Source organism: Empedobacter sp. UBA5528 (assembly GCF_002426075.1).
Classification (GTDB): domain Bacteria; phylum Bacteroidota; class Bacteroidia; order Flavobacteriales; family Weeksellaceae; genus Empedobacter; species Empedobacter falsenii_B.
This window is the reverse complement of sequence record NZ_DINY01000066.1, coordinates 21,271-36,138: the sequence shown is the minus strand read 5'-3', so window position 1 is coordinate 36,138 and position 14,868 is coordinate 21,271. Positions and strand designations below refer to the sequence as shown.

The following is a 14,868-nucleotide window of genomic DNA, read 5'->3' as shown; positions in this document are numbered from 1 at the left end:
GAAATTAGCCCTTTGAGATGAAACTATATTTATCAACTTATTCTTGTACAGTCCAAGTAAGTTCCTCTATCGCATATCCTTTTTCTTCTGCATACAAAAGAAACTTTTGTTTTGTTTCTTCCGAAATTGTTTTTTGTCGTGATAAAATCCACATATAATCATGACTTTCACCAAAAACCAAAGCTGTTTCATAATTAGGATCCATCAACACTACATTATATCCTGAATAAAATGGTCCAAAGAAACTAACTTTTAAAGCTCCTTTCCCCTCTTCTCCGTTCAACTTAACTTTTCCATGAGCTTCTGTCCATTGGTTTTCTTTATCATCAAAACCTCTGTTATGAACTTCTATTACACCTTTCTTATTCAAAAAATAAGTCGCAGTTACATGACTCATATTTTTTTCATATTTGAAATCTAATCGTGCAATTTCATACCACTTTCCCATGTATTGTTGCGGATCAAAATTTTCGACCGCTGTAACATAATCCGGGATTTTAACTTTTCGACAATTCAACCAAGCATAAGTCAACCCTCCCAAACCTGCTAACGCTAAACCTGAGATCATTTTTTTATTTAATTGCTTCATAATTCATTCTTTTTGTGAGAAACTTTATTTATAAATTCAATTGCAATCATTAAGCCAATAACCATATTTGAAAAGGTTTTAATACATTTTCTTGTTTAGTTTTCTTTATAAATGAAATACACAAAACTTTCTAGTACAGTTTTCAATATTTCCTATCTAAAAAATATTTTCAAGAAAAAAGCGAATCAAAAGATTCGCTTGTCATAAATTAAAAATTGTATGTAAAACTTAGATTAAAAGTTCTTCCTCGTCCAGCGTAATAAAACAATTCTGGAACTTTATATGCACTATACAAAACTTGTGATTTTGCACTCCAAATTGTTTGATAATCGGTATTAAAAATATTCTGAACACCTAAATTAATTTTACCGAAAGGTAATTTGTAAGCAATCATTAAATCTGATGTATTGTATGAATCAATCACATTTTCCAAACCATCTGTGTATTTGAAACTTTGTAAAGTTTGAAATCTAAAATTCCAATTATCAAATCCATAACCTGCGTAAGCTGTAAATTTAGAAGGTCCAGAAGTTGAAACGTCTTGTTTTTGCCAATCACCATTTTTCTCCACTTCAGATTTGATTAACAATGTATTTGCTCCAACATAAAATCCTCCGTTCGTGTAAGAAACCTCTGTTTCTACGCCCATATTTCTTAATTTCTGATCAACTACTTCTACCCAAAGATTTAATCCATCACGTTTTAAAGCAATATTTTTATCGGAATTACTGATAAATCCAGAGATTTGTCCTTTAAATCCATTATTTGTTCTGAAACGATAACCAAGTTCAAATTGTCCTGTTTTCACACCAGAAAGAGGAGAATCTTTTACATTGACACTCGAACTTAAATCCCAATTATTGGTTGCAGAATTAAATTTATAATTTCCATATCCATAAAATTTTGATGGATCAGCCAACGAAACTCCTTGTGAATAAGTTGTCCAAACTTGGTTCAATTCATTAATTTTATACAACAAACCAGCATTTAGCATCGTCATATTATAGCTACTTTTTCCGCCTGGAATATAATCGGCGCTGTTTCCATAACCATTTGCGATTTGCAATTGTTGAGTAGAACCAACAAAATCATCCAACTTAATCGAAATATCTTGGTAACGAATTCCTCCCGAAACTTTCAATTGAGGTAAAATATCATACTCAGCTTGCGCATATCCTGCAAAACTTGTAGAATGATTGGTTGGATAACGATCAATTGTTAAAACAGTGTGATTAATCATTCCTCCACTTGATAATGATTTCTGAGAATCAAATACATTTTGTTGACCTTCAAACTTTTCAAAGTCAGCGTCTACACCATATGTTAATTTCAATTTCCCCCAATCTTTTACCAAAACAGCTTTTAGACCCGAATAATACGTATCCTGTTGAGAAGCCGACATATAAGGACTTGTCCCAGAAGGCAACGTTAAATTACCTGGAAATGGGTAAAATCCTAATTTCTCAACACGAGAAGCAAATTGAACATAAACGTCTTGCCCTCCTAAAATATTCGTTCCATTATAACTCAATGTTCCCATTACACGCTCTGTTCCTGGATTTTTATCCGTATCAAAACCATCTCGCATTTCCAAAACAGAAGCATCTCCTTTGGTTAAAACACTAATATTTTCACCTAAATATAAACTACGATCTCCATTATATTTTGAACGATAATATTGCACAGATCCATTGATTTGATGTTTCGGATTGAATTTGTAACCCGCTGTTGCCAACACATCAATAGATTGATTATATTGTAAATCTAATTGCGAAATATCTGCAAATATTTGATCACCATCTGCATCATAAGCTCCACCATTTTGTTGAAAAGCAACAGCCAAACGTCCAGTAAATTTATCATCTTTGTAACCAATAGATTGAGCTGCACGCCAATCATGATCATCACTTCCTGAAAAACCTGTACGTGAACCAAGTTCTGTTTCGCCACTAATTCCATTTTTTAGCGTTTTTTTCGTTACAATATTGACAATACCACCTGTTGCATTTCCGCCATAAATTGCGCTTGCACCAGATAAAACCTCAACTCTTTCGATATTAAATGGATCTATTGCATCCAATTGACGACTTATGTTACGGATACTGTTTAAGGAAACACCGTCTATCATCACCAACATCGAACGTCCACGCATATTCTGACCATAATTTGATCTTCCTTGTGAACCAACATCCATCCCTGGAATCATAATCGCTAAAGCTTCTTTTAATGGAACACCATTTTTAGCTTGTTGCGCAATTTGTTCTTGATTGATCACCCAAACAGTTCCTGCCAAATCAGATATTTTTGTAGGTTTTCTTGAAGCAACTACCACAACATCATTCAAATCTGTGGATATACTATCATTCGTTTGGGCATATGACAGCGAGGCACTCCCAAATAAAATTGTTAAACAGATGATATTTTTTTTCATAGTGTGTTTTTAAATAATTTATATTTGCTGCAAATATAATTTTTATTTATTCTAAATTAATTTTATTAATGAAAAAATATTTTCTTTTTCTTCACAAATGGCTTGGATTATTTACAGGTATTATTATTTGTATTGTAGCAATAACAGGAGCTATCTTTTGTTTTCAAGATGAAATAAAAGATGCACTGTTTGATTATAGAAAAGTTGAAATTGTTCATCAACCATTCATAAAACCAAGTGAAATTATTCTTAAAGTACAAGACAAAAATCCTAAACATGTTGTTCTTCGAGTGATGTATATGGATAAAGATCGATCAACTGTTGTGATGACGATGGATGATAAAAAAGAATCTTACTTTGTATATGTCAATCCATATTCAGGGAAAATCTTACATCAAGAAAATATGAAACAAGATTTTTTCTTGGTGATACAATACATTCATATGAATCTTTTATTGGGTGATATCGGAAAAAATATAATTGGTTTTTCGACTGTTATTTTTATCATGATTATGATAAGTGGATTAATACTTTGGTGGCCCAAAAAGAGAAAACAAGCTAAAAATGGATTAACGATAAAATACAAAGCAAAATGGAAACGCATCAATTATGATTTGCATAATGTATTAGGATTTTATGCTTTTAGCATTGCTTTTATTGTCGCTTTATCAGGTATTGCATTTAGTTTCAAACCTGTTCGCAATTCATATACACAAATTGTTAATCTTGGAAAATCATTTCCTAATGAAGAAAAAGGATATGTCTATCAGCCTAAAAAAATGTTAGAAGACAATTACACTATTGTTGATTCGGCATATGCTTATAGTTTAAAAAATAGTCCAACAGCTTCTATGTATTGGATTTATTTACCTGTTCCTGATAAAAATCCTTTAGCCGTAAGAGCATATCATAAAAGTTTGCGCTATTATGCGGTTGACGAATATCAATTTGATTCGAAACAATTTCAGGTTTCTAAATTAATGAATGAGAATTTATCAAATGGTAAAAAGTTTGCAAACTCAATGTATGACATCCATACAGGACAAATATTAGGTTTATTTGGTAAAATATTAGCCTTTACTTCTTCAATAATTGTGGCAAGTTTACCCATTACAGGTTTTATTATTTGGCGGAATAAAAAACGAAAGCAGAAAAGAAAATAATTTTATTCAAACAATTGTTGAATAGATTATAAAATTTATAATTTCTATTAATCATAAGCAATTTTTCAAACCAAATTATTAGGCTAACATCTTAATACATTTTGTAAATTTGTACTTCAAAAATAAGCGAATATGCAAGGACCAATTGGTGTTTTTGACTCTGGTTATGGAGGATTAACCGTTTTCAAAGAAATACAGAAAAAACTTCCGCAATACGATTATATCTATTTAGGTGATAATGCTCGTTGCCCTTATGGAATTCGCTCGTTTGAGACAGTTTATGAATACACCAAAGAATGCGTTTTTAAATTGTTTGATTTGGGATGCAATTTGGTTATACTTGCTTGCAATACAGCCTCTGCAAAGGCTTTACGAACAATTCAGCAAAATGATTTACCCGAAGGCAAAAGAGTTTTGGGTGTTATTCGCCCAACAACAGAATCGATAAATGAATACACAAAGAATAACAAAGTCGGAATTTTAGCTACGCAAGGAACTGTTTTGTCCGAATCGTATAAAATTGAGATGAACAAATTTCATCCAACAATTGATGTTTTTCAATTAGCTTGTCCACTTTGGGTTCCTTTGGTTGAGAATAATGAAATTGATAGCAAAGCTGCGCACGATATTGTAGAAAAAGATATTCAACGCTTATTTGATCAATCATCCGAAATCGATACAATTGTATTGGCTTGCACACATTATCCGCTTCTTCTTCCTGTGATTTCGCAATATGTACTAGAAAATGTAACAATTCTTTCGCAAGGAGAATTGGTCGCGAATAAATTAACTGACTATTTACATCGCCATCCCGAAGTAGAAACACAATGCTCAAAAAATGGGCATCTTACATTTTATACGACAGATGATGCGAAAAGTTTTGAAGCAAATACAACAATTTTTTATGGTCAGAAAATTACTGCTTCACATTTAGATGTTTAAAATATTTTTCCAGAAAATATACCAATAAAAAACCGAGCTAATGCTCGGTTTTTTTATTATGCTTTTGGACAAATTATGAAACTGCTTCTACATTCAGAATTTCATATTTTTTTGAGCCATCATTTGCTGGCCATTCAATTACATCACCAATTTTATAACCAATTGTTGCTAAACCTTCGTCCATTAAAATAGAATGACGATTCTTTTTCGGTTTTGCCTTTTCTGGGCTAACAAAATTTAATTGATATTCTTGATTTGAATTTAATTCTTTTATTGTTACTTTTTTCCCAACAGTCACAATATTATCAGCCAAATCTCTTCTCAAAATTTGTTCTGCATGACGCAATTCTTTTGTTAAGATATTTTCTTGTTCTGCTGTTACTTTTTTTCTTCTTAAATGGTCTTTAATTAAATCGTATAATCCTGTTGTTAAAATAATATTTGTTGTCATTTTGATAAATTCTTAGTTAAACTTTCAATCATTCGAAGAAGATTCTCTAAGACTCAAATATCAAATAACCGAAAATAAAATTCGCTAAAATTTGATACAAATCTCCTTACAGAAAATTGAAAATAATTGATAATTGAAAAAAATAGAAGGTTCCCTGTCTCGAGTCGTAACAGGGATTAGTTGATAAACTCTTTCGAGCTTCTTAAGAAAGTATCATCATGCAAATATGCCAACGACAAAAACAACCACAATTGGTTGTTTCTTCTATAGATGTCAATAAAATTTGCCATGAATTGATTCTAAAATGATTAATTCAAAGTTACGATATCTTTCTCAATCTAAAAAATATAAACCTTTTAAGATTATTTCATTAATGTCATTTCAATAAAAAGAAACTTGAATTCAATTTCTGAAAAAACTGATAATCTTCATTTTCAAAATAAATAAAAACTGTCTAATTTTATAAAAATTTTAAGGAATTGAAATCTTACCTTTTCATACTAACTGTTGTTCTAATAACTTGTAGACCATTGCTACCTGTTATTGACTATTTGGTAAATTATGATAAGATTTCTAACGAATATTGTGTTAATATAGAGCGTCCAGAATTATTGTGTAATGGAGTTTGTTATCTGAAAGAACAAATTTCCAAGACTGTTAATGATGAACAAAATGATGATAATAAAATTCAAGTTTCTTTGCGTGCAATTGATTATTTTATTTATCAACCTACCTTCGAAATTAACACATTTACCTTCATAAAATCTATTGAAAAAATTTCGACTATCGAATTAGCTTTCGAAACTCAATATCAATTAGATCAACAACTTCAGCCTCCTATTTGATAAATAGCCCATATTTATCAAATTATTATCTCATTAACATTTAATCAAGTTGACATTTCATATAAGATTTGTCAAAAGTTTCAATTGTTTATTGATTGCATTGTTCGTGCTTTTAATTGGTTTTCGATCATTAATTCCTTTTACTGTATTCATTAGTACTCAGGAGAAGATTATTGATGAATATTGTATCAATAAAGAGCGACCAGAAATGCAATGCAATGGAAAATGTTATTTATCGAAGCAACTAAAAGAAACAGAACAAGAATCTGATTCGGTTTTAGTAAAGAATATTCGATTTGCAGAAATTTTTATACATTTCGAATCCTTAAATATTCCATTTATTCAAGATTTTATTGTAAAAATAAAACATCGATTCTTTTGGCAATCATCCTATTCTATCGATTGGGTTTTTAAATATCTAAAACCTCCAATTGTTTAATTAATAGAACAAATATCCAGTATTGGAGAACAATAATTGTTTTCCAATAGCATTTTTATTCAAAAAAATTAAACAATTATTACAATGAAAACAATCAAATATTTTTTAAACTTATCATTTATTGCATTACTTACTTTATTTACTTCCTGCAACAACGATGATGATTTCTCTGAAATTAAATCTACCGAAACAGGTAAAATTCAATTAAAGTTTGAAAATGGATTTGATAATTTGGGAGGAATTGTTTTAGATCAAACAACGCAAACCTCATCAAACGGACAAAAACATAAATTAACAACATTAAAATATATCATTTCTAACATCACATTAATTGACGAAAAAGGAAATGAATTTGATTATCATAAAAACGATCCAGACAAAGGCGCTTTTGTTATTAATCAAGATTCTGCTATAGCTAATGTCGTTTATTTAAATTTGGATAATATCCCTCAAAATAAATATACAAAAGTACGTTTCGGACTTGGTGTATCTCAGAAAGCTTATTTATTAGGACAGACTGGGCAAGCTACTTTTTGGGAAAAAGCAAAGAAAAATGGAATGACTTGGGCTTGGGCTGCTGGTTATGTTTTCTTTAAAATAGAAGGTTTTTATGGCAAAACTACTACTGATACATTCTTTTTAACTCACACAGGAAATATGGGAGATATTAACAAAAATAATGTTCAAGATTTATATAGAGAAGTAACATTAAATTTGCCTACATCTGCACGAGTAACTTCTAAGATTAAGCCTTCTATTCATATTATGGCAAATTTGAATACCTATTTAAGTGGTGATCATAAATTGATATTAGATGAGTCGAACAATAATATTATGGGATCTTCCAACTTTGCACAATTGGTAACAGAAAATATACAAAATATGTTTCGAGTTGATCATGTACATAACGACGAAAAAAATCAATAAAGTTTATAGCGGTGTTTATAAAACACCGCATAATTCTACAAACAATGAATAAAATAATAACAATTATATTCAGTTTATTCATCTTGTTAAGTTGTAACGATGATGATATTGATTATGGACAAATCGTTGATGAACCTTATCAATTAGAAATTCCTTCTTATTTTCCTAAAATAACATTTGATACAGATAAATATCCGTTAACTAAAAATGGAGTTGAGTTAGGAAAAAAACTATTTTATGAAGGTCGATTATCTAGAAATAATACTATTTCATGTGCTTTTTGCCATATTCAAGAAAATGCCTTTACTCACCACGGACATCCTGTAAGTCATGGAATTGATGATCGATTAGGAATTCGAAATGCTCCTCCTATTCAAAATTTGGCTTTTCTAAATCGATTTATGTGGGATGGCGTTATTCATGATTTAGCTCAACAACCAATTTCTCCTATTACAGCTGAAGAAGAGATGGATACAACTTTTCCCGAAATCATTAAGAAATTATCATCAGATTCTTCTTATCGAAAAATGTTTAAAAATGCTTTTGAAGATGATAAAATCGATGCAAATCGTATTCTCAGCGCATTAGGACAATTTATGGCTTCAGTTGTATCAAAAGATTCAAAATATGATCAATATTTAAGGAAAGAGACAAATTTAACCGAAACCGAAAAAAAAGGTTTACAACTTTTTCAACAGAAATGTTCAAGCTGTCATAAAGGAACACTTTTTACAGATGAGTCTTTTCGAAATACAGGAATGTATTATAATAAACAATACAAAGATGGAGGTTTATATCGTGTGACATTAGATTCGACTGATTTTATGAAGTTTAGAGTTCCAAGTTTAAGAAATATTGAAATGACCAAACCTTATATGCACGATGGACGATTCTATAGTTTAGAAGCTGTTTTGAATTTTTATTCAGAAGGTGTACAAAATGATAAATATTTGGATTCTCAACTCAAACAAAATAATCGAATTGGAATTCCTATGACAGAAGAAGAAAAAAAGGCAATTATTTCTTTTCTAAAAACATTAACTGATTACTCATTTATTAATAACCCTGCTTATGCAGAATTTTAAATCTATTCAAATGAAATTATATATCAATTTATTTTTCGTTATATTATTAATACCTATTTCATTATTTGCGCATACAGATAATGATTCTATTGTAGTCTCTCATTTATATGATTTAGAATTAGATTGTGATGCTTGCGGTTGTTCTGCGACTTCAACCTCAAATGGAATTGAAAATCTTATAAATTCAAATTTCGTTGGTATTCGTTACCTTCATCAATCTTATAAAGCTAAAGAAGATGCTTTTTCTAATAAAAGAACACAAAAGCAACTGTTCAATACCATTCAATTATGGGCAAGAATTCCAATAAATAATAGAATTGACATCAATGCTAGTATTCCTTACCATTTTCATAATAAAGAAGGTAAAAACTCTTCTTCTATTTCTGGTATTGGAGATTTAAATATGATGGGAATAGTTAAAGTCATTAAATCAAACACAAGTTCTAATGAGCTAAAACATGGATTAAGTGCTGCAATAGGTTTAAAAATTCCAATCGCAAAATTTAATCAAGCAAATGCTGAAACAACCAATCCAAGTTTTCAATTAGGTACAGGAAGTTGGGATACTCAGTTTGCAATAAATTACCAATTAGCTTTTAAGAATTCGACTTTACAATTAGTAACAGACTACAACTTGAAAGGAGAGAATAAGAAGAAATACAAATTTGGAGATCAATGGAATCAATTAATTCAATTACAACATCTTTTCATTAACAATGAATTAAAATTACTTGGAAAATTCGGTTTTCAAAACGAACTTTATTATAAAAATGAACAATTTGGGGAGACGATTCCAAAATCTAAAGGAAAAGCTCAATTTGCGAAATTAGGATTAGAAGCAGCTGCTCAAAAATTTAATTTTGGTATAGAATATTTTCAACCTATACTTTCTGATTTAAATTCGGGAGAAATCGAAGTAAAAAACAGAATAGGTTTCTTTTTTAATTACAATTTATTTCAATCTAAAAATCAATAACAATGAAAAAAATATTAACATTAACATTCTTTATCCTCTCTTTTTCAATTTTTGCTCAACAAAAACTAAAAGTAAAAGTTGTAAACGAGAAAGATCCTATTTGTGGAATGAATACCGCACAATTCTTAACAGATACCGCAATTTATCAAAAGAAAATTTATGGTTTTTGTAGTAAAAGCTGTAAAGTTGAATTCAAAAAAAATCCAAAAAAATACGTGAAGAAAAAGTAAGAGAAAGAAAATAATTTGACAGTAGTTGCACTTGATTCTAAGAAGAATCATTAAGCAGCTACTGTCTTTTTTATATCAAAAATTGTTTTACAATTTCCTGTAAATCATCTTCAAACTTTACTCCATAATGTTTCCAAAGTAGCTTTCCTTGATGAAAAAGCATCAAAGTTGGTACACCATTTACTTGATACATTGCATCAAATTGAATGGTACTTACTTTGTCTTTATCTACATCTATTTTTATAATTTCTACATTATCAGGAAATTTTTCTTTCAAATTTTCTAAAAACTGAAGTTGTAACTGACATGGAGCACACCAATTTGCATAAAAATCAATCAAATAATAATTATTTCCTTGTATTTTATCCAATAAATCCATTTTAAAATTTAGATATTATTACACTTATTTTATCGTTTGCCAAGGGCCGCCGTTTATTGCATCAAATCCATTTTTATTTAAAATTGTTACTGCTTGAGTAGTACTAGCTCTACTTCTACATTCGAATTTGATGTCAACATTTTTAAAATATTTTGAAAAAACATATTATTTCACGAATGGTTTTTGATTCAATTTCCAATCAGCAATTCCTCCACTATAGTTTTCAACATCAAAACCTTTCGATTCCAAAAAACTTTGTGCAATCGTTGCCCGATCTCCAGCTTGACAATGCAAGACAATTTTTTTAGTTGGATCTAATTCATTGTATCTTTTTGGTAAATAACCGACAAAAATATGCTTCGCATCTTCGATATGACCTTCTTTAAATTCTGTTTCACCTCTAACATCTAAAATCTGAACCTCTTCATTTCCAATGTAATTTTCCATTGTATCTGCGTCGATTAAAATAGAAGATTGTAAAGAACTTAAATTGTTAAATAAATCTGTTGGTTTAATGTAGCCGTAAATATTATCCAAACCAATTCGCATCAATTTTCGTGTCATTTCTTCTACTTCATCCTCTTCTACAATCAACACAATTGGCTCTTGATAATTTACCATCCACCCCATCCATGTATTGAACGTTTTATTGTTTTGAATATTAAGCGTTCCTGGAATATGCAATTGGGAAAAATCTGTTTTGATACGCGCATCAATCACTTTCATTCCAAAATCTTTTGCTTTTTCAAATTCGATGTATGTTAATTTAGCCCACTTCGGAACTTCGATCAACAAAGGACGTTTTGTTTTATTCAACTTTTTCATCATTGTAAAATAAGCTGGTGCTTCGGGTTGATCTGCCAATAAATAATCAACAAATGCTTTTTCATTCGAATCAAATTGCAACGCCCAATTTCTGATTTTCTCATAACCAACCGTCGTACTTGCTACAGCTCCCAAAGCTTTTCCGCAAGCAGAACCTGCTCCATGTGCTGGCCAAACTTGTAAATAATCTGGTAATGCTTGAAATTTTTTCAACGATTTAAACATCTGCTTTGCTCCTACTTCTTTAGTACCAATTAATCCAGCAGCTTCTTCTAATAAATCTGGACGACCAATATCTCCTACAAAAACAAAATCTCCAGTAAAAATCATAACTGGTTCTTTCGTCGCAGGTTTATCCGTCAACAAAAGACTAATACTTTCTGGCGTGTGACCTGGTGTATGCATCACCTCAAAAATTAGATTTCCAACTTTTATTTTATCCCCATTTTTTAATCCGATATGTTCAAAATCGTATTGCCAATCTTCTCCGCCTTCATCAGACAAATACATCTTCGCACCTGTTACATAAGCTAACTCTTGGCTACCAGAAAGATAATCAGCATGAATATGTGTTTCGGCAATATGCGTAATTTTCAGCTTATTTTCTTCTGCTATTTTTAAGTATGTATCAATATCTCTTTTTGGATCGATTACAATTGCTTCTCCTTTTGCTTGACAACCTACAAGGTAACTTGAATGCGCCAATGACTTTTCAAAAATGTGTTGAAAAAACATATGATAATATTTTTATGGTTTAACCTTTTTTAATTTGTTGAATCAAAGTTAAGTTACTAAAAAACAATCGACAGTAACCAATGTTACAAACCTAAAAATAGAGAGGATAGAGATTTTAAAAATAATTTAAAACCAAAACCAAAGATCAAATGGAAATAAAAATCCAAAGTAATATTCCGTATGATAAGGTTTTAAAACCTGCTTGTTTGATGGATTGTAAGTTAATCAACGAGCCAATCATAAATAAAGCAACAACCATTAATTGTTTCGAAATTCCTTGTAAAATATGATAGACTTTTTCGCCTTGAGGAAAATAAGTAGCGATAAGCATTGTTGTAATAAAACCAATAATGAAATAAGGAAATTTGTAAGAAGAGTTCTCTTTTTTGTTGAAATAACCAATTAATAAAGCGAACGGAAAAATCCATAATGTTCGGCTCAATTTCACAGTAGTTGCAACTTCTAAAGCTTGTTCACCGTATTGTTTGGCTGCACCGACAACAGAACTTGTATCGTGAATTGCAATTGCCGACCACAAACCAAATTGATATTGCGATAACTGAAAATAATGTCCAATAAACGGAAAAATCATTAATGCAATCGCATTCAACACAAACACAACTGACATGGCAATGGTAATTTGATTCGCTTTTGGTTGTAAAACCGAAGAAATTGTAGCAATAGCACTCCCTCCACAAATAGCAGTTCCTGAAGTAATCAGCAGCGATGTATTCTTGTTGATTTTTAATAATCGGTAGAATACAAATCCTAATGTAAAAACACTTAACACAGAAATAAAAGTGAGAAAAAATCCATCTTTACTTACCGAAACTGCCTCGTGAAGATTCAAACCTAACCCTAAACCAATGATTGCAATATTCAATAATTTCTTTGAATATCGTTTTGAGATTTCCCAAAATTCATTCTGAAAAATTAAACCATAACCAATCCCTAAAAGTAACGCCACAGACGACTCTACAAAAGGAAAAAAAGTAAATAGCAATAATCCAAAATAAACTATACGGGCAATCATTTGTTTTATGAAATACAAAAACAAAAGTAATTGACCGTATCAAAATAGATTGTAACATTTGTTACAAATGAGATTATTTTTAGAAAATTTTTCTACTATAAGTTGTTTCAAATAAAAAAAGGAAGCTCAAAAACTGAGCTTCCTTTGTATATATTTTTTAAATAATTTCTTACTTAATCGTGATTTCGTTTCGGTTTAATTGAAGGAAACCTTCTTTTTCTAACACTTTCAACAAACGAGAAATGACAACACGAGAAGTATTTAGCTCGTAAGCAATTTCTTGGTGTGTTTTTACCACAACTTTGCCTTTATTGATACTTGCGACATCTAACAGATATTTTTTCAAACGTTCGTTCATATCATTAAAAGCTAAATTGTCAATCGCTACCAACATTTCCTCCATTCTATTATTGTAACTATCAAAAATAAAACGTCTCCATGATGGATATTTTGCCAACCATTCGTCCATTTTTACAATCGGAATCATTACCAATTCTCCATCAGTTTCAGCAACAGCACGTATTTTACTTTGTTTATCACCTAAACAACAAGCCATCGTCATGGCACATGTATCACCTTTTTCGAGAAAATACAACAACAATTCTCCTTCATCAAAATCTTCGCGCATAATCTTGATTGCACCACTCAAAAGAATTGGCATTCCCTTGATAAATTGGTTCAAATCAATCATCACATCATTCGCTTTAAAATCTATCAAAGATCCTAATTCATCAATTTCATTCAATAATTCATCTTCAAATTGATACGGATAAGTTGCTTCTATTTTCTCTTTTATCATGTTTAATGTGGGATTTTGTTTCTAATTTTTCCGTAAAGAAAAGTACCGATTAATGCACCTACAATTGTAATTAAAATTGGATAAACTCCTGCGCCTAATAACACAAATATTGGTCCGGGACAAGCACCAACCAATGCCCAACCTAATCCGAAGAAAATTCCTCCGATCAAATAACGAGCTATTGATTTTGTTTTGGGTTGAATCACAATTTTTTCACCATCGATATTTTTTGCTTCTTTCTTTTTCATCCATTGTATTCCAATCAAACCGACAACCAAAGCCGAACCAATAAATCCGTACATGTGGAAAGATTGAAAATTGAACATTTCGAAAATACGAAACCAAGAGGCTGTTTCTGCCTTGTACATGGTTACACCAAAGATAACGCCTAATATGATATAAACTAAACTTCTCATGAGATTAAAAAATTAAAGGAAACAAAACGTGAACCATCAAAAGTCCACCGATAAAAAAGCCGATAACAGCGATAAATGAAGGTAATTGCAAATCACTTAAACCCGAAATCGCATGTCCAGATGTACAACCTCCTGCATAGCGCGTTCCAAAACCAATTAATAATCCACCAACAAATAATAAAGCAATATTTTTTAAAGACATCGTTTCGAAAATTTCGGTTGGAGAATATGCTTTTCCTGCACTTTCAAATCCCATTGCATTCAATTTTGCAATTGTAGCTTCTGAAATTTCAGGAATTTGATTATCTGATAAAAAATGTACCGAAACAAAACCTCCTATTATTGCACCAACTAAGAATAATAAATTCCATTTTTGAGATTTCCAATCAAACGAGAAAAAATCACATGATTTTCCTCCTCCCAAAGCAGAACAAATCGTTCTGAAGTTTGATGAAAATCCAAAACTTTTTCCGAAATAAATCAATAAAAGCATTACAATCGCAATTATTGGTCCGCCAATATACCATGGCCAAGGTTGTAAGATAAATTCCATTTTATATTTTTTCTAAAACGTGTACAAAGTTGGTAAATCAAAATTAAAAT

The 14,868-nt window shown here is 30.5% G+C and carries 17 protein-coding genes; 8 read left to right on the top strand and 9 right to left on the bottom strand.

Annotation, left to right across the window (positions count from 1 at the left end; translation table 11 throughout):
* Positions 1–37: 37 nt before the first annotated feature.
* Together B4L98_RS14260 and B4L98_RS14255 are read right to left on the bottom strand one after the other, a co-directional pair.
* Positions 38–589, bottom strand: coding sequence for a lipocalin family protein (locus tag B4L98_RS14260; protein ID WP_038334090.1), 552 nt, complete (start codon positions 587–589; stop codon positions 38–40).
* Positions 590–797: 208 nt separating this feature from the next.
* Complete coding sequence (locus B4L98_RS14255) at positions 798–3,020, bottom strand: TonB-dependent receptor (RefSeq protein WP_038334089.1); 2,223 nt, start codon at positions 3,018–3,020, stop codon at positions 798–800.
* A 68-nt stretch (positions 3,021–3,088) separates the two neighbouring features.
* Here B4L98_RS14255 and B4L98_RS14250 point away from each other — a divergent pair, with 68 nt between their 5' ends.
* Both B4L98_RS14250 and murI read left to right on the top strand, forming a co-directional pair.
* Entirely contained in the window at positions 3,089–4,183 is a 1,095-nt protein-coding gene (locus B4L98_RS14250) for a PepSY-associated TM helix domain-containing protein (protein WP_114999337.1), read from the top strand.
* A gap of 132 nt (positions 4,184–4,315) precedes the next feature.
* The gene (murI, locus tag B4L98_RS14245; protein ID WP_038334087.1) at positions 4,316–5,125 is read left to right on the top strand and encodes a glutamate racemase; all 810 of its coding nucleotides are present in this window, start codon (positions 4,316–4,318) and stop codon (positions 5,123–5,125) included.
* 73 nt (positions 5,126–5,198) lie between these two features.
* Here murI and B4L98_RS14240 read toward each other — a convergent pair whose 3' ends face one another.
* Positions 5,199–5,576, bottom strand: a complete 378-nt coding sequence (locus B4L98_RS14240) for a GreA/GreB family elongation factor (protein WP_125350614.1) — start codon at positions 5,574–5,576, stop codon at positions 5,199–5,201.
* Between the two features lie 530 nt (positions 5,577–6,106).
* Between B4L98_RS14240 and B4L98_RS14235 the strand changes: the two genes are divergently transcribed.
* From B4L98_RS14235 to B4L98_RS14210, 6 genes are all read left to right on the top strand, one after another.
* Positions 6,107–6,421, top strand: a complete 315-nt coding sequence (locus tag B4L98_RS14235) for a hypothetical protein (RefSeq protein WP_219034535.1) — start codon at positions 6,107–6,109, stop codon at positions 6,419–6,421.
* Between the two features lie 91 nt (positions 6,422–6,512).
* Entirely contained in the window at positions 6,513–6,860 is a 348-nt protein-coding gene (locus B4L98_RS14230; RefSeq protein ID WP_291078589.1) for a hypothetical protein, read from the top strand.
* 84 nt (positions 6,861–6,944) lie between these two features.
* Positions 6,945–7,787, top strand: coding sequence for an MbnP family protein (locus tag B4L98_RS14225; protein WP_125350617.1), 843 nt, complete (start codon positions 6,945–6,947; stop codon positions 7,785–7,787).
* Positions 7,788–7,831: 44 nt separating this feature from the next.
* Positions 7,832–8,872, top strand: a complete 1,041-nt coding sequence (locus B4L98_RS14220; protein WP_291078587.1) for a cytochrome-c peroxidase — start codon at positions 7,832–7,834, stop codon at positions 8,870–8,872.
* 10 nt (positions 8,873–8,882) lie between these two features.
* Positions 8,883–9,848 (top strand): hypothetical protein, encoded by a 966-nt coding sequence (locus B4L98_RS14215; protein WP_291078585.1) that lies wholly within the window; start codon positions 8,883–8,885, stop codon positions 9,846–9,848.
* Positions 9,849–9,850: 2 nt separating this feature from the next.
* The gene (locus tag B4L98_RS14210) at positions 9,851–10,078 is read left to right on the top strand and encodes a YHS domain-containing protein (RefSeq protein ID WP_291052999.1); all 228 of its coding nucleotides are present in this window, start codon (positions 9,851–9,853) and stop codon (positions 10,076–10,078) included.
* A 70-nt stretch (positions 10,079–10,148) separates the two neighbouring features.
* Here the strand turns inward: B4L98_RS14210 and B4L98_RS14205 are convergent, their stop codons facing one another.
* The 6 genes from B4L98_RS14205 to B4L98_RS14180 form a co-directional block, all read right to left on the bottom strand.
* Entirely contained in the window at positions 10,149–10,457 is a 309-nt protein-coding gene (locus B4L98_RS14205) for a thioredoxin family protein (RefSeq protein WP_286513081.1), read from the bottom strand.
* A gap of 165 nt (positions 10,458–10,622) precedes the next feature.
* Entirely contained in the window at positions 10,623–12,017 is a 1,395-nt protein-coding gene (locus B4L98_RS14200) for an MBL fold metallo-hydrolase (RefSeq protein WP_291078583.1), read from the bottom strand.
* A gap of 145 nt (positions 12,018–12,162) precedes the next feature.
* The gene (locus tag B4L98_RS14195; protein WP_286495423.1) at positions 12,163–13,050 is read right to left on the bottom strand and encodes a YeiH family protein; all 888 of its coding nucleotides are present in this window, start codon (positions 13,048–13,050) and stop codon (positions 12,163–12,165) included.
* A gap of 169 nt (positions 13,051–13,219) precedes the next feature.
* Positions 13,220–13,849: a Crp/Fnr family transcriptional regulator gene (locus B4L98_RS14190; protein ID WP_291078580.1), complete on the bottom strand. Its 630-nt coding sequence runs from the start codon at positions 13,847–13,849 to the stop codon at positions 13,220–13,222.
* A gap of 2 nt (positions 13,850–13,851) precedes the next feature.
* Positions 13,852–14,265 (bottom strand): YeeE/YedE family protein, encoded by a 414-nt coding sequence (locus tag B4L98_RS14185; RefSeq protein WP_286495421.1) that lies wholly within the window; start codon positions 14,263–14,265, stop codon positions 13,852–13,854.
* Positions 14,266–14,269: 4 nt separating this feature from the next.
* Positions 14,270–14,818, bottom strand: coding sequence for a YeeE/YedE family protein (locus tag B4L98_RS14180; RefSeq protein WP_291078577.1), 549 nt, complete (start codon positions 14,816–14,818; stop codon positions 14,270–14,272).
* Positions 14,819–14,868 lie beyond the last annotated feature (50 nt).